At 66.6% G+C, this 24,767-nt stretch carries 29 protein-coding genes; 23 read left to right on the top strand and 6 right to left on the bottom strand.

Annotated features, from left to right (window positions below; genetic code table 11):
- The first annotated feature begins 22 nt into the window (after positions 1 to 22).
- From hfq to AC07NC_RS10780, 3 genes are read left to right on the top strand one after another with little or no spacing between them, the layout of a single operon-like run.
- A complete protein-coding gene (gene hfq, locus AC07NC_RS10790; RefSeq protein WP_003164861.1) occupies positions 23 to 268 on the top strand; it encodes an RNA chaperone Hfq in 246 nt (81 codons plus the stop codon).
- Entirely contained in the window at positions 269 to 1,582 is a 1,314-nt protein-coding gene (gene hflX / locus AC07NC_RS10785) for a GTPase HflX (protein ID WP_494569537.1), read from the top strand.
- A gap of 3 nt (positions 1,583 to 1,585) precedes the next feature.
- On the top strand, positions 1,586 to 3,226 hold the full coding sequence (locus tag AC07NC_RS10780; RefSeq protein WP_494569536.1) for a Na+/H+ antiporter: 1,641 nt from the start codon (positions 1,586 to 1,588) through the stop codon (positions 3,224 to 3,226).
- Between the two features lie 3 nt (positions 3,227 to 3,229).
- Here AC07NC_RS10780 and AC07NC_RS10775 read toward each other — a convergent pair whose 3' ends face one another.
- The 3 genes from AC07NC_RS10775 to AC07NC_RS10765 are packed head-to-tail and all read right to left on the bottom strand — an operon-like array spanning position 3,230 to position 6,044.
- Entirely contained in the window at positions 3,230 to 3,886 is a 657-nt protein-coding gene (locus AC07NC_RS10775; protein WP_494569535.1) for an HAD family hydrolase, read from the bottom strand.
- Between the two features lie 8 nt (positions 3,887 to 3,894).
- Positions 3,895 to 4,689, bottom strand: a complete 795-nt coding sequence (gene mazG, locus AC07NC_RS10770) for a nucleoside triphosphate pyrophosphohydrolase (RefSeq protein ID WP_494569534.1) — start codon at positions 4,687 to 4,689, stop codon at positions 3,895 to 3,897.
- The gene (locus tag AC07NC_RS10765; protein WP_494569533.1) at positions 4,686 to 6,044 is read right to left on the bottom strand and encodes an MFS transporter; all 1,359 of its coding nucleotides are present in this window, start codon (positions 6,042 to 6,044) and stop codon (positions 4,686 to 4,688) included. Before AC07NC_RS10765 ends, mazG begins: the two co-directional genes overlap by 4 nt.
- 124 nt (positions 6,045 to 6,168) lie before the next feature.
- Between AC07NC_RS10765 and AC07NC_RS10760 the strand changes: the two genes are divergently transcribed.
- The 4 genes from AC07NC_RS10760 to ygiD all read left to right on the top strand — a co-directional run bounded on the left by AC07NC_RS10760 (position 6,169) and on the right by ygiD (position 8,933).
- The gene (locus tag AC07NC_RS10760) at positions 6,169 to 7,038 is read left to right on the top strand and encodes a D-alanyl-D-alanine carboxypeptidase family protein (RefSeq protein WP_008263946.1); all 870 of its coding nucleotides are present in this window, start codon (positions 6,169 to 6,171) and stop codon (positions 7,036 to 7,038) included.
- A complete protein-coding gene (locus AC07NC_RS10755) occupies positions 7,014 to 7,472 on the top strand; it encodes a hypothetical protein (RefSeq protein WP_494569532.1) in 459 nt (152 codons plus the stop codon). The genes AC07NC_RS10760 and AC07NC_RS10755 overlap by 25 nt, the downstream gene beginning before the upstream one ends.
- Positions 7,473 to 7,567: 95 nt before the next feature.
- A complete protein-coding gene (wrbA, locus tag AC07NC_RS10750; protein ID WP_008258668.1) occupies positions 7,568 to 8,170 on the top strand; it encodes an NAD(P)H:quinone oxidoreductase in 603 nt (200 codons plus the stop codon).
- 4 nt (positions 8,171 to 8,174) lie between these two features.
- Complete coding sequence (gene ygiD, locus AC07NC_RS10745; RefSeq protein ID WP_494569531.1) at positions 8,175 to 8,933, top strand: 4,5-DOPA-extradiol-dioxygenase; 759 nt, start codon at positions 8,175 to 8,177, stop codon at positions 8,931 to 8,933.
- A 5-nt stretch (positions 8,934 to 8,938) separates the two neighbouring features.
- Here ygiD and AC07NC_RS10740 read toward each other — a convergent pair whose 3' ends face one another.
- Positions 8,939 to 10,492: an AMP-binding protein gene (locus tag AC07NC_RS10740; protein ID WP_492070448.1), complete on the bottom strand. Its 1,554-nt coding sequence runs from the start codon at positions 10,490 to 10,492 to the stop codon at positions 8,939 to 8,941.
- Positions 10,493 to 10,663: 171 nt separating this feature from the next.
- Here AC07NC_RS10740 and lipA point away from each other — a divergent pair, with 171 nt between their 5' ends.
- The 16 genes from lipA to AC07NC_RS10660 all read left to right on the top strand — a co-directional run bounded on the left by lipA (position 10,664) and on the right by AC07NC_RS10660 (position 23,376).
- Entirely contained in the window at positions 10,664 to 11,626 is a 963-nt protein-coding gene (gene lipA, locus AC07NC_RS10735) for a lipoyl synthase (protein ID WP_008262283.1), read from the top strand.
- A gap of 7 nt (positions 11,627 to 11,633) precedes the next feature.
- Positions 11,634 to 12,086 carry a type II toxin-antitoxin system RatA family toxin gene (locus AC07NC_RS10730; RefSeq protein WP_008260691.1) on the top strand — a complete coding sequence of 151 codons (453 nt, stop codon included), beginning with the start codon at positions 11,634 to 11,636 and terminating at the stop codon, positions 12,084 to 12,086.
- On the top strand, positions 12,083 to 13,198 hold the full coding sequence (locus tag AC07NC_RS10725; RefSeq protein ID WP_494569530.1) for an NAD(P)/FAD-dependent oxidoreductase: 1,116 nt from the start codon (positions 12,083 to 12,085) through the stop codon (positions 13,196 to 13,198). The genes AC07NC_RS10730 and AC07NC_RS10725 overlap by 4 nt, the downstream gene beginning before the upstream one ends.
- Positions 13,195 to 13,755, top strand: a complete 561-nt coding sequence (locus tag AC07NC_RS10720) for a sugar O-acetyltransferase (protein WP_292147410.1) — start codon at positions 13,195 to 13,197, stop codon at positions 13,753 to 13,755. The genes AC07NC_RS10725 and AC07NC_RS10720 overlap by 4 nt, the downstream gene beginning before the upstream one ends.
- Entirely contained in the window at positions 13,752 to 14,276 is a 525-nt protein-coding gene (locus tag AC07NC_RS10715) for a GNAT family N-acetyltransferase (protein ID WP_035305964.1), read from the top strand. Before AC07NC_RS10720 ends, AC07NC_RS10715 begins: the two co-directional genes overlap by 4 nt.
- Before the next feature lie 145 nt (positions 14,277 to 14,421).
- Positions 14,422 to 14,604, top strand: a complete 183-nt coding sequence (gene rpmF, locus AC07NC_RS10710; protein ID WP_035305966.1) for a 50S ribosomal protein L32 — start codon at positions 14,422 to 14,424, stop codon at positions 14,602 to 14,604.
- Between the two features lie 109 nt (positions 14,605 to 14,713).
- The gene (locus tag AC07NC_RS10705) at positions 14,714 to 15,331 is read left to right on the top strand and encodes a hypothetical protein (protein WP_492070451.1); all 618 of its coding nucleotides are present in this window, start codon (positions 14,714 to 14,716) and stop codon (positions 15,329 to 15,331) included.
- Between the two features lie 89 nt (positions 15,332 to 15,420).
- Entirely contained in the window at positions 15,421 to 16,698 is a 1,278-nt protein-coding gene (eno, locus tag AC07NC_RS10700) for a phosphopyruvate hydratase (protein WP_008261858.1), read from the top strand.
- 139 nt (positions 16,699 to 16,837) lie between these two features.
- Complete coding sequence (locus tag AC07NC_RS10695) at positions 16,838 to 17,137, top strand: FtsB family cell division protein (RefSeq protein ID WP_494569572.1); 300 nt, start codon at positions 16,838 to 16,840, stop codon at positions 17,135 to 17,137.
- A 133-nt stretch (positions 17,138 to 17,270) separates the two neighbouring features.
- The gene (pdhA, locus tag AC07NC_RS10690; RefSeq protein WP_008260859.1) at positions 17,271 to 18,299 is read left to right on the top strand and encodes a pyruvate dehydrogenase (acetyl-transferring) E1 component subunit alpha; all 1,029 of its coding nucleotides are present in this window, start codon (positions 17,271 to 17,273) and stop codon (positions 18,297 to 18,299) included.
- 3 nt (positions 18,300 to 18,302) lie between these two features.
- A complete protein-coding gene (locus AC07NC_RS10685) occupies positions 18,303 to 19,682 on the top strand; it encodes a pyruvate dehydrogenase complex E1 component subunit beta (protein WP_494569529.1) in 1,380 nt (459 codons plus the stop codon).
- Positions 19,679 to 19,978 carry a DUF5076 domain-containing protein gene (locus AC07NC_RS10680; protein ID WP_494569528.1) on the top strand — a complete coding sequence of 100 codons (300 nt, stop codon included), beginning with the start codon at positions 19,679 to 19,681 and terminating at the stop codon, positions 19,976 to 19,978. Before AC07NC_RS10685 ends, AC07NC_RS10680 begins: the two co-directional genes overlap by 4 nt.
- Positions 19,975 to 21,267: a pyruvate dehydrogenase complex dihydrolipoamide acetyltransferase gene (locus AC07NC_RS10675; protein WP_494569527.1), complete on the top strand. Its 1,293-nt coding sequence runs from the start codon at positions 19,975 to 19,977 to the stop codon at positions 21,265 to 21,267. Before AC07NC_RS10680 ends, AC07NC_RS10675 begins: the two co-directional genes overlap by 4 nt.
- Positions 21,268 to 21,281: 14 nt before the next feature.
- Positions 21,282 to 21,761, top strand: coding sequence for a glutathione peroxidase (locus AC07NC_RS10670; protein ID WP_494569526.1), 480 nt, complete (start codon positions 21,282 to 21,284; stop codon positions 21,759 to 21,761).
- A 2-nt stretch (positions 21,762 to 21,763) separates the two neighbouring features.
- Complete coding sequence (gene lpdA / locus AC07NC_RS10665) at positions 21,764 to 23,170, top strand: dihydrolipoyl dehydrogenase (RefSeq protein WP_494569525.1); 1,407 nt, start codon at positions 21,764 to 21,766, stop codon at positions 23,168 to 23,170.
- Between the two features lie 11 nt (positions 23,171 to 23,181).
- A complete protein-coding gene (locus tag AC07NC_RS10660) occupies positions 23,182 to 23,376 on the top strand; it encodes a hypothetical protein (protein WP_494569524.1) in 195 nt (64 codons plus the stop codon).
- 3 nt (positions 23,377 to 23,379) lie between these two features.
- Here the strand turns inward: AC07NC_RS10660 and AC07NC_RS10655 are convergent, their stop codons facing one another.
- Positions 23,380 to 23,562: a DUF3606 domain-containing protein gene (locus AC07NC_RS10655; protein WP_008259491.1), complete on the bottom strand. Its 183-nt coding sequence runs from the start codon at positions 23,560 to 23,562 to the stop codon at positions 23,380 to 23,382.
- 80 nt (positions 23,563 to 23,642) lie between these two features.
- On the bottom strand, positions 23,643 to 24,734 hold the full coding sequence (locus AC07NC_RS10650) for a PLP-dependent cysteine synthase family protein (protein ID WP_494569523.1): 1,092 nt from the start codon (positions 24,732 to 24,734) through the stop codon (positions 23,643 to 23,645).
- Positions 24,735 to 24,767: the final 33 nt, after the last annotated feature.

Raw genomic sequence — 24,767 nt, 5'->3', positions numbered from 1 at the left:
CAAAGAACAGGAAAAACCTGCCATGTCGCAAGACAAACGTCAGAACCTTCAGGACACCTTCCTCAACTCGGTCCGCAAGACCAAGACGCCGCTGACCATCTTTCTGGTCAACGGGGTCAAGCTGCAGGGCATCGTGACCTGGTTCGACAACTTCTGTGTGCTGCTGCGCCGCGATGGCCAGTCCCAGCTGGTGTACAAGCACGCCATCTCCACCATCATGCCGTCCGCGCCCGTGCAACTGTACGAGCCCGACGCCGAAGAAGACTGATTGACCAGCAAACTGATCGACCACGCCGTCCCGCTGATCCGGGCGGTCGTCATCCACCCCGACCGACGCTCAGACAGCCCTCGGCTGGCAAGCGAGCGCCTTGAGGAAGCCGTGGGCCTCGCCCGCGCGCTGGACCTTGACGTGCGCGCTGAAGAGATCGTGCGATTGCGTGGGACCACGCCTGCCACCCTGTTCGGAAGCGGCAAGGTCGAGGAACTGGCCGCCCTGGTCCGCGCGGCCGATGCAGAGGCGGTCATCATCGATGACGCCCTGACGCCGGTGCAGCAACGCAATCTGGAGAAGGCGTGGGAGGTGAAGGTCATCGACCGCACCGGCCTGATCCTGGAAATCTTCGGACGCCGCGCGCGAACCAAGGAAGGCCGGCTTCAGGTCGAACTGGCGCGGCTCGACTACGAGCGGTCGCGCCTGGTGCGGACCTGGACCCACCTGGAGCGACAGCGCGGCGGCACCGGCTCGACCGGCGGCCCCGGCGAGACCCAGATCGAGCTGGACCGGCGTCTGATCGCCGACCGGATCGTGCGGCTGAAGGCCGAGTTGGAAGAGGTGCGCCGCACGCGCGGTCTGCACCGCAAGCAGCGCCAGAAGGTCCCGTTCCCGACCATCGCCCTGGTCGGCTACACCAACGCCGGCAAGTCGACCCTATTCAACCGGCTGACCGGATCAGAGGTCTTCGCCAAGGACCTGTTGTTCGCCACCTTGGACACGACCCAGCGGACCATCCGCCTGCCGCAGGGCCGGCCGGCCATTGTCGCGGACACCGTCGGCTTTATCTCCGATCTGCCGCATGAACTGGTCGAAAGCTTCCGCGCCACCCTGGAAGAGGTCGGCGAGGCCGATCTGATCCTGCACGTCCGCGACATCGCCTCGGCCGACAGCGACGCCCAGGCCAAGGACGTTGAGACGGTGCTGAAACAGATCGAGACGCCCGAGGCCAAGACCCGTCGGGTGCTGGAGGTCTGGAACAAGATCGACCTGCTGGACGAAGAGGCGCGCGAGGCCGTGCTGGGTCAGGCCGAACGTCTGGCGAAAACGGGCGAGGCGGTCGCCGTCTCGGCCTGGACGGGCGAGGGAATCGAACCCCTGCGCCAGACCATCGCCGGCCTGATCGACGACGATCCCGAGACCCGGCTGACGCTGGAGCCCGACCAGGGCGAGGCCCTGGCCTGGCTGTATGAACACGGCCGGGTGGTCTTCCGCGACACGGATGACGCCGGCCGCACTCACGTCACGGTCAGGCTTCACCCTGCAGCCTTGGGGCGATTCGAGCGTCTGTATCCCGACCTGGCTGACTGACCTATGCATCTGATCGAGACCGTCCTGCTGCTGCTTCTGGCCGTCGTGGTGTCGGGCTCGGTCGCGCGGATCACGCGCATCGCCTTGCCTCTGGTGCAGATCGGCCTGGGGGCCGCCATCGTGCTGGCGACGGGGACGACGGTGGATCTGGAGCCGGACATCTTCTTCCTCCTGTTCCTGCCGCCCCTGCTGTTTCTGGACGGCTGGCGTATCCCCAAGGAGGCGCTATTCCGCGACCGGGCGGTGATCCTGGAGCTGGCCCTGGGCCTGGTCCTGTTCACCGTCATCGGTCTGGGCTTCCTGATCTGGTGGATGATCCCGGAGATGCCGCTGGCGGTTGCTTTCGCCTTGGCCGCCATCCTGTCTCCGACCGACCCCATCGCGGTTCAGGCCATCGCCGCCCGGGCGCCGATTCCCAAACGGCTGATGCACATCCTGGAGGGCGAGTCGCTGTTGAACGACGCCACCGGCCTGACCTGCATGCGGATCGCGGTGGTTGCGGCCACGACCGGCGCCTTCTCGATCGGCAGCGCCGTCGGATCCTTCGCCTGGCTGGCCCTGGTCGGCGTGGTGACAGGGGTTCTGGTCACCATGGCCATCAGTTACGCCAAGGGTTTCGTCAGTCGCCGCTGGGGCGAGGACGTCGGGGCGCAGATTCTCGTCAGCCTGCTGATCCCCTTCGCCGCCTATCTGGTCGCTGAAGAACTGAACGCCTCCGGCATCCTAGCGGCGGTGGCGGCGGGCGTGACCATGAGCTTCACCGAGCGGGGCGGCGGGATCGGAGGCCAGTCCCTGGCCATGACCCGAATCCGGCGCGGCGTAGTGTGGGACACGGTCCAGTTCGTCGCCAACGGCATCATCTTCGTCATCCTGGGCGAACAGATGCCGTCGATCCTGGCGCGGGCGGCCGAGGTGGTGCGGGGCACCAGCCGGCCGGAAGTCTGGTGGCTGGCCGTCTATGTGTTCGCCATCGTCGCCGCCCTGGCGGTCATGCGTTTCGTCTGGGTCTGGACCTCGCTGAAGCTGACCCTGTTCCGGCGGCGCCATCGCGGCCCGCCCGCCAAGGTCGGGTTGCGCCTGACCCTGGTGATGTCGCTGGCGGGCGTGCGCGGGGCCATCACCCTGGCGGGCATATTGACCCTGCCGTTCGTCCTGGGCGACGGATCGCCGATGCCGTCGCGCAACCTGGCCATCTTCCTGGCGGCAGGGGTGATCATTGTTTCTCTGCTGGTGGCGACCTTCGCCCTGCCGCGCCTGATGAAGGGGGTCGAACTGCCGCCCGAACCGTCGCAGGAACGGGAGGAGGACCGGGGCCGTGTCGCCGCCGCCTCGGCCGCCCTACGCGCCGTCGAGGACGCCTCCCACGCCATGGCCGAGGGCAAGACCAACCCCGATCTCTATTCCGATGTCGCCAGCCGGATCATGGAAGTCTATCGCCGGCGCATCGAGACCCATACCCGCACCGACGAGGATGACGCGGTCGTGGCGCGCAAGATCGACGCTGTGGAACGCCGACTGTGGCTGGCCGGTCTGGCGGCCGAGCGAGAAGAACTGGGGCGGTTGGCGCGGGCGCGTCAACTGGACGAGGTCGCCGCGCGCAAGATGATCCGTGAAGTGGATCTTCAGGAATTGCGGTATCTTTAGCGGTCAGCGATCCATGAACGCCGCGACCGCCGCGTAGCTGTCGGCGATGTGGTGGGCGCCGCGCGCGACCAGGCGCTCGGCGTGGCCGTCGCGGATATGGCCGCCGGCGGTCAGGCCGACCACCGTCATGCCGGCGGCGATCCCGGCGGTGACGCCCGCCTCGCTGTCCTCGATCACCAGGACGCGGGCCGGATCGACGCCCATGTTTTCGGCGGCGTGCAGGAAGATGTCGGGGTGGGGCTTGCCGAGCTCGACCACCAGGCCGGTGAAGACGGCGCCGTCGAAATGATCGGTCAGGCCGAACAGGTCCAGGCCGACGCCGATCCAGTCGGGGCCGCTGGACGAGGCGATACAGCGGGCCTCGGACCGGGCGGCGACGAAGTCGATCATGCCGGGGACGGGCTTCAGATGGATCGGCGCGCGGGCGCGGCAGGTGGCGAACCAGGTGGTGTGGAAGTCCTCGGGGCAGGGCCGGCCCAGGGCGGCTTCGACCGCCGGCCGGTTGTCGCGCCAGCGCTTGCCCGTATAGGCGGCCAGGACGTCGTCCAGGCTGGTCGGCAGGCCGATGGCGGTCAGTTGCTCGGCCATGACGGTGCTGTTCAGCACCTCGCTGTCGGCGACGACGCCATCATAGTCGAAAATGATCAGGTCGTAGGGCATGCGGCGGCTCAAGATGGGGAGCCGGCCTTCTCGGCGACCTTTGCGGCGTCCCAGAGGCGGTCCATCTCCTCCAGCGTCGATTGGTCGGGGGTGCGGCCGTCTTTCGCCAGTTCGGCCTCGATGAAGCCGAAGCGGCGCACGAACTTGGCGTTGGTGGCGCGCAGGGCGTCCTCGGGCTCGACATCCAGCTTGCGGGCCAGGTTGGCGACGACGAACAGCAGGTCGCCCAGCTCCTCGCGCGCCTTGGCCTTATCGCCGGCGGCGATCTCGACGCGCAGTTCCGCCACCTCTTCGGCCAGCTTGTCGAACACCTCGTCGGTCGAGGGCCAGTCGAAGCCGACGCGGCCGGCGCGCTTGGTCAGTTTGGCGGCGCGGGTCAGGGCGGGCAGGCCGACGGGGACGTCGTCGAGGACGCCCGGCTTCTTGCGGTCCTTGCGTTCGGCGGCCTTGATGGTTTCCCAGGCGACGGTCTGTTCTTTCGAGGTGCGCTGCGCCTTATCGCCAAAGACGTGGGGGTGGCGGCGTTCCAGCTTGTCGGCGATGGCCGTGACCACGTCGTCGAAGGCGAACAAACCCTGTTCCTCGGCCATGCGGGCATGGAAGACGACCTGGAACAGCAGGTCGCCGAGTTCGCCCTTCAGCTCGTTCAGGTCGTTGCGCTCGATGGCGTCGGCGACCTCATAGGCCTCTTCGATCGTATAGGGGGCGATGGTGGCGAAGGTCTGCTCCACGTCCCAGGGGCAGCCGCCGTCCGGGTCGCGCAGCCGTTCCATGACGCCGAGCAGGCGGTCGATGGGCCTCACGCTCGAGCCTCCGCGTCGCGGGCGTCGAGGGCCTGGCGGATCTCATTGTGGCGCGCCGCCGTCAGCGGATAGTTCTTCAGCACCCAGCCTGCCAGCACCAGCAGCACGCCGGGAACCAGGATGAAGAGGATCTGGAGCGTGAGCAGGGCTGTCTCGCTGTTGCCGGCGAGGCCGGGAACGGCGCGGAAGCCGACCCCCTGGAGGATCAGATAGGGCACGAGGGCCACGACGTGGCCGATCTTGGTCGTGGCCGACAGGATGGACAGCATCAGGCCGGTGCGGTCGACGCCGGTCTCGAACCGCTCCTGGTCGCCGGCGTCGGCCATCATGGCGCGGGTCAGGAACAGGCCCGCGGCATAGGGCAGGCCGGCGATGAACATGACGACGGCGGTCAGGACGAAGTTTCCACCGGGGACCAGGGTGGCGCCGACATACAGAACGGCCGAGACGAGGCTGGCGATCGCCAGGCCGCGGTCCTTGCCGACGCGGGTCGCCAGCCAGGCCCAGAAGGGCGCGCCGCACAGGCCGGCGACGAAGTAGAACAGCATGAACAGCCCGGCCTCGGTGTGGTCGTAGCCGCGGATCTGGCCGAAGAAGAAGAACAGCAGCGAGCCGGTGATGCCCGGCGCCACGCCCAGCAGCAGGTCGGCGATCAGCAGTTTCTGCACCACGGGGGTCTTCAGCAGCGTCAGATAGGCGTTCAGGCTGCCGTGCGGCTGGTCTCCGGCGGTGACGGGCTCGGGCACGGCGACCATGGCCAGGCCGATGGTGACGGGCAGGGCGATGACGATGGCCCAGCCCATGATCCGCACCCCGTCGGCATAGGTCCCGATGCCGGTCTGGACCACTACGGTCGGCAGGACCAGGATCAGCACCACCCCGATGATGTTGAACACCTGCCACCAGCCGTAGACGCGGCTGCGCTGGTCATACTGGGGCGCGAGGACGGCGGCCCAGCCCAGTTGGCCCAGGGTGCCGATGGAGAAGCCGAGGTAAAGGAACAGCAGCCAGCCGAACAGATAGAGGGGCGGCGCGCCGGGCTGGACCACGACGAACATCATGAAGGCGGCCAGCATCAGCATCGGCGTCGAGATCGCCATCCAGGGGCGGTAGCGGCCGAACCGGGTCCTGGTCTTGTCCATGCCCCAGCCGATGAAGGGGTCGAAGACGATGTCGATCAGACGCACGGCCATGAAGACGGCCGCGACCACGCCCAGCTCGAGCCCGACGTAGGTGGCGTAGAATTCCGGCAGGGTGACGGGCAGGGCGACGCCGAAGGCCGCCAGCGGCAGGCAGGGGCCGGAGAAGGCGGCGAGCACGGCGTTGGAGCGACGGGGCGCGGCGGCGACGGTCATGCAGCGGGTCCGGAACAGCCCGGATGAGTCGGGCCGGTTCACCATCGCAGCTTTACGGACGGACGCGGAGTCGGATTTGGGCGCTGCGGTCTCTCTGTGCTTGCTCCAGCGACCGGCTTGGGGCTTGCTGTTCGGCATGTGGCGAAACCTCATTGCCTTTCTGTCGGTCTGTTTCGTCCTGGCTGCGGCCGGCGGCGCGCGTGCGGCTGGACCCTGTCACACCAACGCCGACGTCTGGGGCGGACAGGCCCTGGTCAACGCCGCCTCGGCTTACGCGATGGAATGGACCCCGTTCGGGGCGACCGAATGGGGGTGGCGGACCTATGTTCCCCTGATCCAGCGCGAACTGCACACGACTTGCGGTCCGGGCACGCCGATCTTCGCCTCTCAGTTGGCGGGCTTCCAGCAGACCCATGGCCTTGCGCCGACCGGCCTGTTCGATGCGTCGACCTTTCAGGTCCTGCGGGGGCTGTGGCAGGAGCGTCGACCGTTCGTCATGGCCCGCACCCGCCAGGAATGCCCCGACCCGCCGCCGATCAACCAATTGGGCTATCTGGTCGAATCCGAGGAACACGCCGACCGGCTGACGCGCCTTTTGCGACGCGACGTTCTGGACGCCTATCGCCGGATGGTCGCCGCCGCCCGCGCCGAGGTTCCCGAGGTCGCGGCCGATCCCGAACTGCTGCAGATCTTTTCCGGCTTCCGCGATCCGGAGGCGGACGCCGCGCGCTGCGCCCAGCAGGGCAATTGCGACGGCCTGCGGCGCGCCGTCTGTTCGCCGCATCGGACGGGGACGGCCGTCGACCTCTATGTCGGTCAGGCGCCGGGGCGGGGGGTCGATTCGACCGCGGCCGCCAGCCGCGAACATATGGCGCGGTCGGCGACCTATCGCTGGCTGGTCGCCAACGCCGGGCGGTTCGGGTTCGTACCCTATGTCTATGAGCCCTGGCATTGGGAGTATGTGCGGCCGTGGGATCCATCATTCGCGCCCTGACCGAAGGGGAGGCCGGCCTGGCGCGTGAGGCGTTCGGTTCGGCGCTTCGTCTGGATCGAATCCGGTTGATCGCCTGGCCCTTCCGTCGCGCCTTCGTCGCCGGCCGCTGGTTCGGGCGCGACTGGATCGTCTGGCCCAGACGGGCGTTTCAGACGGACTTCGGCCAGGCGTCGCAGCAGATTCAAGGCGTGCTGGTGCACGAACTGACCCATGTCTGGCAGGCGCAGCAGGGGGTGAATCTGCTGTTCGCCAAGCTGAAGGCGGGCGACAGCGCCGCTGCCTACGCCTATTCAGCCGATCCGGACTGCCGCTGGGATTCGCTGAATATCGAGCAGCAGGCCATGGTGATGGAGCATCGCTTTCACGGCCTGCGCGGCGGCGAAACGCCCGGGACCCGCGCATTCTATGATGCGGTTTGTCCCTTCGTGCGGTGAAACCCGCCCGAGGGCTTGCAAGGGCAGGATGGACACGCCAAGTTAGCAACGGTCATTGTTGCGAATGACGGCCTGTCATTCAATGGAGCCTCCCCATGCCCAAGATTCTCGTCCTCTATCACTCCACCTACGGTCATATCGAAGCCATGGCCGAAGCCGTCGCCGAAGGCGCGCGCGAAGTCGAAGGCGCCGTCGTCGACATCAAGCGCGTGCCCGAACTGGTGCCGGACGAACTGGCCAAGGCGTCGGGCTACAAGCTGGATCAGGCGGCCCCCATCGCCAAGGTCGAGGATCTGGCGAACTATGACGCGATCATCATCGGCGCCGGCACCCGCTTCGGCACCGTCGCCTCGCAGATGCGCAACTTCCTCGATCAGACCGGCGGCCTGTGGTTCAACGGCGCCCTGGTGGGCAAGGTCGGCGGCGCCTTCACCTCGACCGCGACCCAGCACGGCGGCCAGGAAACCACCCTGATGGGCCTGGTTCAGACCCTGATGCATCACGGCCTGATCGTGGTCGGCCTGCCCTATGCCTTCCAGGGCCAGATGAACATGGACGAGATCGTCGGCGGCAGCCCCTATGGCGCCACCACCCTGACCAAGGGCGACGGCTCGCGCATGCCCAGCCAGATCGACCTGGACGGCGCCCGCTTCCAGGGCAAGCACATCGCCGAGATCGCCAAGAAGCAGTTCGGCTGATCCGATGCGCCAGCCCGCCGTCTTCTTCGGCCACGGCTCGCCCATGAACGCGCTTGGCGGTCCCTTCGGGGCCGCCTGGCGCGGGTTGGGTGAAGTCATCGGCAAGCCCAAGGGGGGGGTGATGATCTCCGCCCACTGGGAGACGCGCGGGCTGGGCGTTACGGCGCAGGAACGGCCCGAAACCATCCATGATTTCGGGAATTTTCCGCCTGAGCTTCACGCGTTTCAGTATCCCGCGCCTGGCTCGCCCGAACTGGCGGCCCGGGTGGCGGAGCTGACGGGGGCGGTCCAGACGCAACAATGGGGCCTGGATCACGGGACCTGGTCGGTGCTGTGCCATGTGTGGCCGGATGCCGACGTGCCGGTGGTGCAGCTGTCTTTGAATCGTGAACTGACGGCGCGCCAGCACTACGAACTGGCCAAGGCCCTGCGGCCGCTGCGGGACGAGGGAATCGTCATCGCCGGCTCGGGCGACTTCGTCCACAATCTGCGGACCTGGAAGCGTGATGCGGGGGCCGAGCCCTACGTCTGGGCGACCGGCTTCAATGAGGCGGTCAAACAGGCCTTTGTGGTCGGCGACCACGAAGCCCTGATCGACTGGGTCGGCCTGGCCGAGGACGCCCAGCTGAGCGTGCCGACTGACGAACACTACCTGCCGGTGCTCTATATCGCCGCCCAGCAGACGCCGGGCGAGCCGGTGTCTTTCTTCAACGACAGCATCGACGGCGGGTCGATTTCGATGACGGGGGTGCGGATCGGGTAGGGCGGTCAGGCCGCCTTTTCCGCCTCGACCATTTTCTGGATCGCGACATAGTCCGTCTTGCCGCTGCCCAGGACTGGAACCTCGGCGACCTTGACGATCTTCTTGGGCACGATCAGCTCGGGGGCCCCGTTCGAGCGGGCCCATTCGGCCAGGGGCGCGACCTCGGCCTCGGCGTGGTCAGTGACCAGGACCAGTTTTTCGCCCTTGCGGGTGTCGGGAATGGAGACGACGGCGTGGCGCTGGTCGGGCCAGACCGCGCCGGCGATGCCCTCGACCGCCGTCAGCGACACCATTTCGCCGCCGATCTTGGCGAAGCGTTTGGCGCGCCCCTTGATGGTGACATAGCCCTCGGCGTCCACATCGACGATGTCGCCGGTGTCCAGCCAGCCGTCCTCGACCGGGGACCATTCCAGGGGCTCGGCCGAGGTGACGTAGCCGCTCATCACATTGGGGCCGCGCAGATACAGACGGCCGCCGTCCGCGATGCCCTCCACCGGCTCAAGCTTCCAGTCGATGCCGGGCAGAATCTGGCCCACCGTGCCGGGGGCGTTGCGATCCGGGTGATTGACGGCGACGACCGGCGAGGCTTCGGTCGCGCCATAGCCTTCCAGCAGTTCGACGCCGCCGAATTTTGAGTTGAACAGGTTGCGGGTTTCCTGGCGCACCTTTTCGGCGCCGGCGACTACAAATTTCAGGGTGGCGAAATCGTCCGCCTCGGCGACGCGGCCATACTGATTCAGGAAGGTGTCGGTCGCGAACAGGATCGAGGCCTTCACCTGGGGCAGCAGGTCGGTGATCTGTTTGGCGTGCAGCGGCGACGGATACTGGAAGGCCTTCAAGCCTTGAAGCAGCGGCAGGATGACCCCGCCGGTGAGGCCGAAACAGTGGAAGGTGGGCAGGGGATTGAACATCACCCATTCCGGCAGCAGGTCGATATGGGCCGCGACCTGTCGGGCGTTGGCGACCAGGTTCCTCTGGCTCAGCACCACGCCCTTGGGCGTTCCGAAACTGCCCGACGTGAACAGGACCACGCCGGGCGCGTCCGGGTCGGTCTTGACGCGGAACCGCTTGGGCGCAACGCCGGCGCTGAGGCCGTACAGCTTGTCGGCCAAGCCGATGGTCTTGCGCACGTCATCCAGCCAGACGACCTCGGCCACCGTCTTCAGCTCGACGATCAGGTCGTCCAGCTTGGCCTGATCGATGAAACGTTTGGCGGTCAGGACCTTCTTGACGCCCGAGGCCTTGATCGCCGCCTTCAGATTTGTCTCGCCCGCAGTGAAGTTCAGCATGACCGGCACGCGGCCGTGGGCGTGCAGGCCGAAGAAGGTGACGACCACGCCCATGGACGAGGGCAGCAGGATGGCGACCCGCTCGCCCGGATCGGTCATGTTCGCGATCTTGCGCCCCAGGACGAAGGCGGCGCGGATCAGGCCGGTGTAGGTGAGGGGGTGGCGATCCTGGTCCTCCAGAATTTCCTTGTCCCCGAACCGGGCGCGCGCGTCGATCAGCGCGTCGATCAGCGTGGTGTCGTACAGCGAGGAATCCAGGGCCTGGCGCAAACGCGTCTCCTGCGGAGGGCGCGAGAGGCCCTCTCTGTTGTCGGGCGTCCGTCATTAATGACGCGACGGTGTCTTGAAAAGATAGGTTACGCGGCGTGAGTTCCCAAGCGCGCCATCATCTGTAACCGGCCGTGGCTTGCCATCGGGGCGCGGAAGGCCGAAATACCGGCCATGGTCACCCTGATCGACACCCTTCAGCGCAAGCCGTCGGAGCTGCGCCACCCCGAGAAACAGAACCGTCCGGAGTCGGTCGTTCTGAAAAAGCCCGACTGGCTGCGCGTCAAGGCGCCCGGCTCGGGCGAATACAACGCCACCAAGGACATTGTCCGCTCCAAAGGGCTGCATACGGTCTGTGAAGAGGCGGCCTGCCCGAACATCGGCGAGTGCTGGAGCCAGAAGCAGGCCACCCTGATGATCATGGGCGACACCTGCACGCGGGCCTGCGCCTTCTGCAACGTCAAGACGGGCCTGCCCCAGCCGCTGGACCCGGAGGAGCCGGGCAAGGTCGGGCTTGCGGTGTCGCAGATGGCCCTGAACCATGTGGTGATCACCTCGGTCGATCGCGACGACGTGGCGGACGGCGGCGCGGCCCATTTCGCCGAAGTGGTGCGCCAGATCCGCCTTCAGGCGCCGAAGACGACCATCGAGATCCTGACGCCCGACTTCCTGCGCAAGGACGGCGCCGCCGCAGTGATGATCGACGCCAAGCCCGACGTCTTCAACCACAACCTCGAGACCGTTCCGCGCCTGTATCTGAAGATCCGGCCCGGCGCCCGCTACTTCCATTCCCTGCGCCTGTTGCAGATGGTCAAGGAACGCGACCCGGAACAGTTCACCAAGTCCGGGATCATGGTCGGACTGGGCGAGACCAAGGAAGAGGTCATGCAGGTGATGGATGACATGCGGTCCGCCGGCGTCGACTTCATCACCATCGGCCAGTACCTGCAGCCGACGCGCAAACACGCCGCCATCGACCGGTTCGTCACGCCGGAAGAGTTCAAGGCCTATGAGGCGATCGCCCGGGCCAAGGGCTTCCTGATGGTGTCCTCGTCGCCGCTGACGCGCTCGTCGCACCACGCCGGCGACGACTTCGCCCGGCTGAAGGCCGCGCGTGAGGCGCAGCTGCGCCGCTAAGGTTCGAATGGCCGTCCACCGCGTAACGCGCATCCTTCCCTATGCGCCCGAACAGCTTGCCGATCTGGTCGCCGACGTGCGCGCCTATCCCGACTTCGTGCCCTGGGTCACGTCGATGCGGGTCTGGAACGAGCGGGCCGAAGGCGAGGGCGTCTCCGTGCTGGACGCCGAGGCCGGGGTCGGCTTCTCCTTCCTGAAGGAGCGGTTCTCCACCTGGGTCCGGCATGACCGGAACGCGCCCAAGGTCGAGGTCGGCCTGTTGCGCGGGCCGTTCAAACATCTGAAGAACCGGTGGGAGTTTTTCCCGCATCCCGACGGCGCGCGGCTGGAGTTCATGATCGACTTCGCCTTCAAGTCGCGGATGCTGGACCTGATGCTGTCGGCCAATTTCGACCGGGCGGTGGAAAAGCTGATCGGTTGTTTCGAGGGCGAGGCGAAGCGGAGGTACGGCGGCCGATGAGTTTCGATTTCGACGCGACCGTCGTGGGCGCCGGGGCCGTGGGCCTGGCCAGCGGGCGGGCGTTGTCGAAACGGGGCCTGACGGTGCTGGTGCTTGAGAAGGAAGGCCACATCGGCCAGGGCGTCTCGTCGCGCAATTCCGAGGTCATCCACGGCGGCCTCTATTATCCGTCCGGTTCGCTGAAGGCGCGGTTCTGCGTCGAGGGACGGCGGGCGCTTTATGACTTCCTGGCCAGCCGCAAGATCGACCATCGGAAGTGCGGCAAGCTGGTCGTGGCCACGCAAGAGGCCGAGGTCCAGCGGATCGAGGCCATTTTCGAACAGGCGACGGCCAATGGGGTCGAGGGACTGGCGCATCTGACCGGCGCCCAGGCGCGGGCGCTGGAGCCAGAGCTGAACGCCCACGCCGCTATCCTGTCGCCCGAGAGCGGTCTGTTCGACAGCCACGGCTATATGCTGGCCCTGCAGGGCGAGATCGAGGACGAGGGCGGATCGGTGGTGGTCTCGGCCCCGTTCGAAGGCGCAGACCCCCTGCCGGGCGGCGGCTTCACGATACGCGTGGGCGGGGAGGGGGCGATGGAGGTCTCCAGCCGCCTGCTGGTGACGGCGCCTGGCCTGTCGGCGCAAACCGTGGCGGCGGCTGTCGAGGGCTATCCGGCTGGCGACATTCCCTCCGGCCATTTCGGCAAGGGCGTCTACTTCCGGCTGGTCGGCAAGGCGCCGTTCGACCGACTGATCTATCCGCCGCCGATTCCCGGCGCCCTGGGCACCCATTATCGCAAGGATCTGGGCGGCCAGGCGGTGTTCGGCCCCGACCTGGCCTATGTCGAGACCGAGGACTATTCGGTCGATCCGGCCAAGGCGGAGGTGTTCGCCGCCTATATCCGCCGCTTCTGGCCCGGCCTGCCCGACGGCGCCCTGACGCCCGACTACGCCGGGATCCGGCCCAAGCTGCATGGTCCGGGCGAACCGCAGCCGGACTTCCAACTGCACGGCGTCGAGCACCACGGGATCGAGGGGCTGATGGCCCTGTTCGGCATAGAAAGCCCCGGCCTGACCAGTTCGCTGGCGATAGGCGAGGCGGTGGCCAAGACCCTGACGAGCCCGTCGTGACCGAGCGCGAGAAGATGCTGGCCGGCCTGCCGTACAATCCGGGCGACCCGGACCTGCGCGACGGCCGCGCCCGCGCCGTGGGCCTGACCATCGCCATCAATACAGAGCCGGATCGCGACAAGCGCCGCGTCCTGGTCAATGAACTTGTGCGCGCGGCCGATGGCGGGGCGATCATCATGCCGGGCTTCTTCTGCGACTATGGCGTCAATATCCATTTCGGAGCGAACGCCTTCGTCAACGCCAACAGCGTCTTTCTGGACTGCGCCGAAATCCGAATCGGCGACAATTTTCAGGCCGGACCAGGGGTGCAGTTGTTGACGCCGGAACATCCGCTGGACGCCGTCGAGCGGCGAGGGCTGGAATCCGCTCGACCGATCACGATCGGCGACGATGTGTGGATCGGCGGCGGGGCGATCGTTCTGGCGGGCGTGACGATCGGCGATCGCGCCGTCGTCGGAGCAGGCAGCGTCGTGACCAGGGACGTGCCGCCCGACGTCGTCGTGGTCGGCAACCCGGCCAAGGTGGTCAAACACCTGACGCGGAACGCCGCGCAATGATCTCTCAACTCGTCACGCCGCGCCTGATTCTGCGACGGGCGAGGCCGGACGATGTCGATGATCTGCATCAGGTCTTTTCATCTCCGGAAGCGATGCGGTGGTGGTCGACCATGCCGCATGCGGCCAGGGAAAAGACGGCGGAGTGGCTGGAGAGCATGATCGCCGCCGCCCCGGAAACCAGCGACGATTTCGTCATTGAGGCGCAAGGTCGAGTCATCGGCAAGGCGGGGTTCTGGCGGCTGCCAGAGATCGGCTACATCCTGCATCCCGACTATTGGGGGCGAGGGCTGGCGAAGGAGGCGCTGACCGCCGTGATCGATCATGTCATGGTCACGCGGGATATCGATGCGATCACCGCCGACGTGGACCCCTCCAATGCGGCGTCCATTCGCCTGCTGGGGCGTTTGGGCTTCGAACAGACGGGGGCCGCCAGCCGGACCTGGCAGGTTGGGGGCGTCTGGATGGACAGTCTTTACTTCGGGCTGGACCGTGATCGCTGGAAGTCGCTCAAGACGCCTTGAAATCGTCGTGCGGTTCATGCATAAGCCGCGCCTCGCGTGGCGGCTCGGCGTTCTTCTCACGAAGGACCGGGGCCGCCGCTATCGTTTTCGCGCTTGATCAGGCTTCGGCTCTGGGCGGCGCCCGACTTAGAAGATTGAGACGGACATGGCCGTTCCGAAGCGGAAAGTATCCCCCTCGCGTCGCAACATGCGCCGCGCCCACGACGCCCTGAGCTCGAACGTCTATGTCGAGGACAAGGACACCGGCGAGCTGAAGCGCCCGCACCACATCGACCTGAAGACCGGCACCTATCGCGGTCGCCAGGTCATCACGCCGAAGGAAGACTAGTCTTCCACGGCCCGGTTTCGACCGGACGAAGTTTATTACGGCGCGCGGTCACCCGCGCGCCGTTTTCGTGCGTTCTGTGCTGTGAAGCTTCTCAGAAGGACGCACGCCCATGATCCGTTTCGCCACCGTCAGCGCACTTGCGCTGCTCACACTCGCCGCCTGCGAACGCCGTGACGACCCCGTGGCCCAGCCGCCTTCCGCTGCGGCTCCTGCGCCGGCCGAAGCGCCGCCGCCGCCGCCGGCCAATGCTTCGACCCTGACGGCCGATGGTCTGGGGGCGGCGCGAATCGGCATGACGCGCGCCGAGCTGGTCCAGGTATGGGGCGAGGATTCCCAACCAAACGCCGTCGGCGGGGCCGATCCGGAGACCTGCGACGAGTTTCATCCGGTCGATGCGCCCAAGGATGTGCGCGTCATGATCCAGAACGGCGTGCTGACCCGTATCACCGCCGCGCGCGACGCGACGATCAAGACCGACCGCGGGTTCGGCGTCGGCGACACGGGCATGGCGATCAAACAGGCCTATGGCGGCGCCGTCTTCGCCCAATCGCACAAGTATCAGGCGGCGCCGGCGGAGGACCTGTTCGTCTGGTCGCGCGGCGGATCGACGACCTATGTGACCGATCCGGCCGCGCGCGGGATCCGCTACGAGGTCGGCTCCGACGGCAAGGTGATGATGATCCACGCCGGCGATCCGTCCATTCAACTGGTCGAGGGCTGTTCCTGACGACCAAGGGCGACGCAGGCATTGGCGATTCGCGGGGAGACGTCTAAACCCCTCGGACCTGTTTTCCGCCTGAGCCAAAGAGCCGAGCCATGACCGACATCGCCGACATCGTCGCCCGCCAGATCCTCGACAGCCGGGGCAATCCGACGGTGGAAGTCGACGTGATCCTGGATGACGGCTCTTTCGGTCGCGCCTCGGTGCCGTCGGGCGCTTCGACCGGCGCTCACGAAGCCGTCGAACTGCGCGACGGCGACAAGGATCTGTGGGGCGGCAAGGGCGTGCAGAAGGCGGTCGACGCCGTCAACGGCGAGATCTTCGACGCCCTGTCCGGCATGGACGCCGAGGATCAACGTCGTATCGACGAGGCGATGATCGACCTGGACGGCACGCCCAACAAGGCCCGTCTGGGCGCCAACGCCATCCTGGGCGTGTCCCTGGCCGCCGCCAAGGCCAGCGCCATTTCGGCCGGCCTGCCGCTGCACCGCTATATCGGCGGCGTCTCGGCCCGCGTCCTGCCGACGCCGATGATGAACATCATCAACGGCGGCGCCCATGCCGACAATCCGATCGACATCCAGGAGTTCATGATCCTGCCGACCGGGGCTGAGACCTTCACCGACGCCCTGCGCATGGGCGCGGAGATCTTCCACGCCCTGAAGAAGCAGCTGAAGGACGCCGGCCATAACACCAACGTCGGCGACGAGGGCGGCTTCGCCCCGAACCTGGCCTCGGCCGAAGAAGCCCTGAGCTTCATCACCAAGGCGGGCCAGGCGGCCGGTTATCTGGCCGGCGAGGACTTCCACCTGGGTCTGGACGTCGCCTCGACCGAGTTCTTCAAGGACGGCAAATACGTCATGGCGGGCGAAGGCAAGACCGTCGACGCCGAGGGCATGGCCGCCTATCTGGTGGACCTGTGCGAGCGGTTCCCGATCGTCTCGATCGAGGACGCCATGGCCGAGGACGATTTCGACGGTTGGCGCCTGCTGACCGAGCGTCTGGGCGACCGGGTCCAACTGGTCGGCGACGACCTGTTCGTGACCAACCCCGCGCGTCTGGCCGCAGGCATCGGCGAGGGCCTGGCCAACTCCATCCTGATCAAGGTCAACCAGATCGGCACCCTGTCCGAGACCCTGGACGCCGTCGATATGGCCCACCGCGCCGGTTACACCGCCGTGATGAGCCACCGTTCGGGCGAGACCGAGGATTCGACCATCGCCGACCTGGCCGTCGCCACCAACTGCGGGCAGATCAAGACCGGCTCGCTGGCCCGCTCGGACCGGGTGGCGAAATACAATCAGCTGCTGCGCCTGGAAGAGATGCTGGGCGACCAGGCCGTCTATTTCGGCGACGGCATGCTGCTGCGCTAAACCTGTGAATTGTCGGCGAAGAATCAGCGTTCTTCGTCGACTTCCTTACGGTCAAGCTACATTTTGTTAGGCATTTTCGGGCACGGTTCCTGAACTGTGTTTTTCGCGCTCAGAAGGAGCGTCGGTCGTGCCCGAACGGATGAAACCTTACCGCCTGTCCCTCGCCCTGTTATTGCTGCTCGCCTATCTGGGCGTTCAGGCTCTGACGGGCGAACGGGGCCTGCTGAGCGGATCGTCGCGTGACGCCCTGATGGGGCGGCGTGAGAACCAGCTCGCCCATCTCACAGAACAGCGCCGCGACCTGGAGACGCGGGTGCGCTATCTCCGCACCGACAGCCTGTCGAAGGACTTGCTGGAGGAGCGCGCACGCGCCGTTCTCGGCTTTTCGGACCCGCGCGACTATGTGATCCACGTTCCGGCGCAACCCGTTCAGGGATGAAAACCTTCGCCGCTTGAACTATTGTTACAGTCGAGCCCGCACCCCTTTGCGTTCCGGGAAGGAAGGCTGCTAAAGCCCCCTTCCGTAACGATAAGAAGGCGTCGCTTCCCGACGCCTAGCCGGGAGATGCCGGATGGCGAAAGCCCCAGCCAAAGCCGCTCAGACCACTGCGCCTGACAAGCTTTCAAACACGCCTTCGGCGTCCAAGGAGGACCTCCTCCGCTTTTACCGCGAGATGGTTCTCATCCGCCGCTTCGAGGAGCGTGCGGGCCAACTGTACGGCATGGGTCTGATCGGGGGCTTCTGCCACCTGTATATCGGCCAGGAAGCCGTGGCCGTCGGCGTTCAGGAGAGCGTCAGACAGGGCCACGACAAGATCATCACGGGCTATCGCGACCACGGCCACATGCTGGCCGCCGGCATGGACCCCAAGGAAGTCATGGCCGAACTGACCGGCCGCATCGGCGGTTCGTCGCGCGGCAAGGGCGGTTCGATGCACATGTTCGACGTGCCGACCGGCTTCTACGGCGGTCACGGCATCGTCGGCGCCCAGGTGTCGCTGGGCACCGGCCTGGCCTTCGCCGGCAAGTATCGCGGCGATGATTCGGTGGCCTTCGTCTATTTCGGCGACGGCGCCTCGAACCAGGGGCAGGTCTACGAGAGCTTCAACATGGCCCAGCTGTGGAAGCTGCCGGCCATCTACATCATCGAGAACAACCAGTACGCCATGGGCACGAGCATCGAGCGCTCGTCGTCCACGACCCAGCTTAGCCAGCGCGGCGCCAGCTTCGGCATTCCGGGCGAGCAGGTGGACGGCATGGATGTTCTGGCCGTGCGTGATGCGGTCAAGAAGGCTGTCGAGCGCGCCCGCGCCGGCGAGGGGCCCTACATCCTCGAGGTCAAGACCTACCGTTATCGCGGTCACTCGATGTCCGATCCGGCCAAGTACCGGACCAAGGAAGAGGTGGACGAGGTCAAGAAGACCCGCGACCCCATCGACCACATCAAGACCCTGCTGGCCGCCGCCAATGCGACGGAAGACGAGCTGAAGGCCATCGATAACGAGATCAAGGCCATCGTCGCCGAGGCCGTTCAATTCGCCCAAGAGAGCCCGGAACCCGATCCGTCCGAGCTCTATACCGACGTCTACGTGGAGGCCTGATCCGTGACCGACATCCTCATGCCGGCGCTGTCCCCCACGATGGAAGAGGGCACGCTGACCAAATGGCACATCAAAGCGGGCGACACCGTGTCGGCCGGCCAGGTGATCGCCGAGATCGAAACCGACAAGGCCACGATGGAAGTCGAGGCCGTGGATGAAGGCGAAGTGCTGGAAATCCTGGTCGCCGAGGGCTCGGAGAACGTGAAGGTCAATACGCCGATCGCGCGTCTGGCCGGCGAAGACGGTGCGGCTGCGCCCGCGCCCAAGGCCGAGTCCGACAAGGCCCAGGCCGATACGCCCAAGGCGACGGCCGAAGGCAAGACCGGCGATCCCGAGAAGGCGCCGACCCAGACCTCGACCCCCAAGGTCGAGCTGCGCGATCCGGAAATCCCGGCCGACGCGAAGCTGGTCAAGACGACCATCCGCGACGCCCTGCGCGACGCCATGGCCGAGGAAATGCGCCGCGACGACAAGGTCTTCCTGATCGGCGAGGAAGTCGCCCAGTATCAGGGCGCCTACAAGGTCAGCCGCGAACTGCTGCAGGAGTTCGGCGACCAGCGCGTCGTCGACACCCCGATCACCGAGCACGGCTTCGCCGGCCTGGGCGTCGGCGCGGCCATGGCGGGCCTGAAGCCCATCGTCGAGTTCATGACGTTCAACTTCGCCATGCAGGCGATCGACCACATCATCAACTCGGCCGCCAAGACCCTGTACATGTCGGGCGGTCAGATCCGCGCGCCCATCGTCTTCCGCGGCCCGAACGGCGCCGCCTCGCGCGTCGGCGCCCAGCACAGCCAGGACTATTCGGCCTGGTACGCCCAGGTGCCGGGCCTGAAGGTCGTCGCGCCCTATGACGCGGCCGACGCCAAGGGCCTGCTGAAGGCCGCGATCCGCGACCCGAACCCCGTCGTCTTCCTCGAACACGAGATGATGTACGGCCTTGAGTTCGATGTGCCCGAGATCGAGGACTATGTCGTGCCGATCGGAAAGGCCAAGGTCCGTCGCGAAGGCAAGGACGTCACCATCACGGCGCACAGCCGCATGGTCGGCTTCGCCCTCCAGGCCGCCGAGAAGCTGGCCGAGGAAGGCATCGAGTGCGAGGTCGTGGACCTGCGCACCCTGCGTCCGCTGGATCACGAGACCATCGTCGAGAGCGTCAAGAAGACCAGCCGTCTGGTCTCGGCCGAAGAAGGCTGGGGTCCGATGGGCGTCGGCGCCGAGGTTGTGGCGCGGGTCATCGAACACGCCTTCGACTACCTGGACGCTCCGCCGCTGCGGGTGCACCAGGAAGACGTGCCGCTGCCCTACGCCGCCAATCTGGAAGCCCTGTCGCTGCCGGGCGTGGACAAGATCATCAAGGCTGTGAAGCAGGTGATGGCATGAGCCTGGACGAGAAGGCCCTGGCCATCCCGGAACAGTTGACGCAGGTCGATCCGGCCCAGGTCACGGAACTGGCGCGGATCTGGTGGGGCGGAACCACGCCCCACATGAACATTCGCCCGGCGCTGAACGATCCACGCCACATGGGCACGGTTCTGGCCGAGTGCGCCTGGCACTTCTCCAACGCCTACGCCCAGATGGCGGGTCTAGACCAGAAGGAGGCCTTCAAGGCCATCTGCGACGGCTGGACCGAGGCCCACGCCCGCGCCGCCCTGACCGAGAAGGAAGTTGCTCAATGACCGACATCCTGATGCCCGCCCTGTCTCCGACCATGGAAGAGGGCGTCCTGGCCAAGTGGCACGTCAAGGTGGGCGACGTCGTCTCCGCCGGCGACGTGATCGCCGAGATCGAAACCGACAAGGCCACGATGGAAGTCGAGGCCGTGGATGAGGGCGAGATCACCGACATCCTGGTCGCCGAAGGTACCGAAGGCGTGAAGGTCAACACCCCGATCGCCCGTCTGAAGGACGAGGGCGGGGCCGCTGCGCCGAAGCCGGCCGCCAAGGCTGAGGAGGCCCCGAAGGCCACACCGGCCACACCGGCCGCCGTCGAGGCGCCCAAGGCGTCCGCACCGGTCGCGCCGGCTCCGGCCGCGCCGAAGTCGGACAGTGGCGAACGCATCTTCTCGTCGCCTCTGGCGCGTCGCATCGCCGCCCAGAACGGCGTCGATCTGAAGTCGGTCAAGGGCACGGGCCCGCACGGCCGGATCGTCAGGCGCGACGTCGAAGCCGCCGGCAAGGGCGCGGCCCAACCCGCCGCCGCGACGACCGCCGCCGCCGCGACCTCGGGCATTGCGCCGCGTCAGGTGCAGTCGCTGGCCCAGATGGGAATACCGGACGGCAGCTACGACCTGATCCCGCTGGACGGGATGAAGAAGGCCGTTGCGCGTCGCATGGTCGACAGCATCCAGAACGTGCCGCATTTCCCGCTGTTCATCGACTGCGAGATCGACCAGCTGATGGCGGTTCGCGCCAAGGTGAACAAGATGCTGGAGCCGCAGGGGATCAAGGTCTCGGTCAACGACTTCATCATCAAGGCTGCGGCCCTGGCGCTGAAGATGGTGCCGGAGGCGAACGCCTCCTACACCCCCGAAGGCATCGCCATGCACCACAATGCCGACGTCTCGATGGCGGTGGCGATCGACGGCGGCCTGATCACCCCGATCATTCGCAAGGCCGAGACCAAGGGCCTGGCGCAGATCGCGACCGAGTCCAAGGACCTGGCCAAGCGCGCCCGCGAACGCAAGCTGAAGCCCGAAGAGTTCCAGGGCGGCACCTTCTCGGTGTCCAACCTGGGCATGTTCGGGATCAAACAGTTCACCTCGATCATCAACGAGCCCCAGGGCTGTATCATGAGCGTGGGCGCGGGCGAGCAGCGCGCGGTCGTCCAGAACGGACAGATCGTGCCGGCCACGGTCATGACTGTGACCCTGACCTGCGATCACCGCGTGGTGGACGGCGCGACCGGCGCCCGCTTCCTGCAGGCGTTCAAGCCGCTGATCGAAGATCCCGTCGCGATGCTGGCGTAGGGGAGGGTGAGGTCATGACCTCGGTCTATGACTTCTCCGCCCGCGCCATCGACGGCACGGAGGTTTCGCTGGACCGTTTTCGCGGTCAGGCGCTGCTGATCGTCAATACGGCGTCCAAGTGCGGCTTCACCGGCCAGTATAATGGTCTGGAAAAGCTGCACCGGACGTTCGCCGACCGGCCGTTCGAGGTGCTGGGCTTTCCCTGCAACCAGTTCGGGGAGCAGGAGCCGGGGCGGGCGGCGGAGATCGCCGCCTTCTGCGCCACCAGTTTCGACGTGACCTTCCCCCTGTTCGACAAGGTGGAGGTCAATGGGCCGAACCGGCATCCGCTCTATGCCTGGCTGACCAAGCAGAAGCGCGGCTTCCTCGGCTCGCAATCCATCAAATGGAACTTCACCAAGTTCCTGACCGACCGCGAGGGCAGGGTGGTCGCCCGCTACGCCCCGCAAACAGAACCCGAGGCCATCAAGGCCGACATCGAGAAGTTGATCTGATCATGGCTGCTGAATTCGATCTCGTCGTCATCGGCTCGGGCCCCGGCGGTTACGTCGCGGCCATCCGCGCCAGCCAACTGGGCCAGAAGGTCGCCATCGTCGAGCGCGAGAACCTGGGCGGCATCTGCCTGAACTGGGGCTGTATCCCGACCAAGGCCCTGCTGAAGTCGGGCGAGAAGTTCGAGAGCCTGAGCCATCTGAAGGACTACGGCCTGTCGGCGTCCGGCGCGTCGTTTGACTTCGACGCCATCATCCAGCGCTCGCGCGGCGTCGCGGCGACGATGAACAAGGGCGTCGCCTTCCTGATGAAGAAGAACAAGATCGAGGTGATCGAGGGCTCGGCCAAGCTGGAGAAGGGCGCTGCGGCGCCCAAGGTCGTGATCGCGCTGAAGGCCGGCGGTTCGCGCACGGTCGAGGCCAAGGCGGTCATGCTGGCCGTAGGCGCCCGCGCCCGCGCCCTGCCGCAGATCGGCCTGGAGGCTGACGGCGACAAGATCTGGGCCTATCGCGACGCCCTGGCGCCAAAGAAGCTGCCCAAGTCCTTCGTCGTCATCGGCTCGGGCGCCATCGGCATCGAGTTCGCCAGCTTCTATCGCGCCCTGGGCGCCGAGGTGACGGTCGTCGAGGCGGTCGAGCGCATCATGCCGGTCGAGGACGAGGAAGTCTCCAAGGCCGCCCAGAAGTCGTTCGAGAAGCGCGGCATCAAGTTCAAGCTCGGGGCCAAGGTGACCAAGGTCTCCAAGACCGGCGCCGGCGTGAAGGTGGACATCGAGGTCGGCGGCAAGGCCGAGTCGCTCGAGGCCGAAGTCTGCATCTCGGCCGTCGGCATCACCGCCAACACCGACGGCATCGGCCTGGAGGCGCTGGGCGTCGAACTGGACCGCGGCCACATCAAGACCGACGGCCACTGCCAGACCAACGTCAAGGGCCTGTTCGCCATCGGCGACTGCGCCGGCGCCCCCTGGCTGGCGCACAAGGCGTCGCACGAAGGCATCCACGCCGCCGAATTCATCGCCGGCTACAAGACCCCGAACGTCCATTCGCCCATCGCCGGCTGCACCTACGCCCAGCCGCAGGTCGCCTCGGTCGGCGTCACCGAACAGGCCGCCCGCACCGAGAAGCGTGAGGTCAAGATCGGCCGCTTCCCGTTCCGCGTGAACGGCAAGGCCGTGGCCGCCGGCGAGATCGACGGCTTCGTCAAGGTGATCTTCGACGCCAAGACCGGCGCCCTGATCGGCGCCCATATGATCGGCCACGAAGTGACCGAGATGATCCAGGGCTATGTCACCGCCATCACCATGGAGGCGACGGAAGAGGACATTCACGGCATCGTCTATCCGCACCCGACCATGTCTGAAGCCATGCACGAGGCGGCGCTGGACGCCTACGGGCGGGTGCTGCACATCTGATGGAGAGGCCGATGTTCGCCAAGGTCACCGAGACAAACGGCGTGGTTCACTGGGTCAACCTGAACCACGTCCGCGAATTGATCGTGAAGGACGGCAAACATGGTCAGCCGACGCTGACGGAAGTCAGCATCGATAACCAGTTCGTGGCCAAGGTGTTTCGCGTCAGGGAAACGCCCGAGACGATCCTGACACAGACCTGGGACTAAGGATCAGCGCTTCTTGCCCAGCTCCGCCGCGATGTCCTTGGTCATGCGGCCGACCTTGCGGTGGGCGGCGGTGATCTGGTCCCTGGTCACGCCCCAGCGCTTCATCCAGTATTCGACCGACTGGCGCTCCGACAGGTCGATGCGGTCCTTGTCGATGAAGCCGCGCTTGTCCTTGAGGCCCGCCATGGTCGGCTCCTGTGGAGGTTCTGACCGTTGCCGGTCGCTGGGGCCTTCTTAGCCCCGTCCGTCTCGACGGAACAGGCGGTTCAGGCCTCCGGTAAGATCCCCGTTTCGAAGAAGGCGTCCAGGCGGGCTTCCCACGGGGCGGTGTCCAGGCCCTGGGCGGCGATCCAGGCGTCGTCGAAATAGGTGGAGGCGTAGCGGTCGCCGTGGTCGCACAGGATCGACACGATCGAGCCGCACTCGCCCGCGCGCGCCATTTCCTGAACCAACTGAACACAGGCCCACAGGTTGGTGCCGGTCGATCCGCCGCAGGGGCGGCCGAGACGCCGGCTCAGCACGCGCGTGGCGGCGATGGAGGCGACGTCGGGCACGACGATCATCCGATCCACCAAGCTGGGGATGAAGGAGGGTTCAACCCGCGCCCGGCCGATGCCCTCGATCAGGGACGGACGGTCGAGGCTGGTCTGGACTGTAGCATCGGCCCAGTGACGGTGAAAGACGGAGGCTTCCGGATCGGCGACGCAGATCCGGGTGTCGTGGCGGTTGAAGCGGGCGAACCGGCCGATGGTCGCCGAGGTGCCGCCGGTGCCCGCGCCGCACACGATCCAGCGCGGGACGGGGCAGGGCTCGCGTCGCATCTGGGCGAAGATGGACTCGGCGATATTGTTGTTGCCGCGCCAGTCCGTCGCCCGCTCGGCATAGGCGAACTGGTCCATGTAGTGGCCGCCCAGTTCGTCGGCGAGCCGCTGGCTTTCCGAATAGGCTTGGCCCGGGACGTCCACGAAATGGCAGCGCCCGCCATAGAATTCGATGGCGGCGATCTTCTCCTGAGCGGTGGAGCGCGGCACCACGGCGATGAAGGGCAGGTTCAGCATCCGGGCGAAATAGGCTTCGGACACGGCGGTCGAGCCGCTGGACGCCTCGACAATGGTCATGCCCTCGCCGATCCAGCCGTTGCTGAGGGAATAGAGGAACAGCGACCGCGCCAGACGGTGCTTCAGGCTGCCGGTCGGGTGGCTGGATTCGTCCTTCAGATACAGGGCGATGTCCGACAGGGCCGGCATGTCCACCGGGATCAGATGGGTGTCGGCCGAGCGGTTGTAGTCCGCCTCGATCCGCCGCATGGCCCAGCTCAGCCAGGCGCGATCAACGGTGGGACGGGCAGGGGCGGACATGGCGGACTCGGTCGTAGACGGGAAGGCGATGGC

Source organism: Brevundimonas sp. GW821-FHT10A07 (assembly GCF_059415785.1).
Note: the sequence above shows the minus strand (reverse complement) of the source record. Positions and strands in the feature narration are given on the sequence as shown.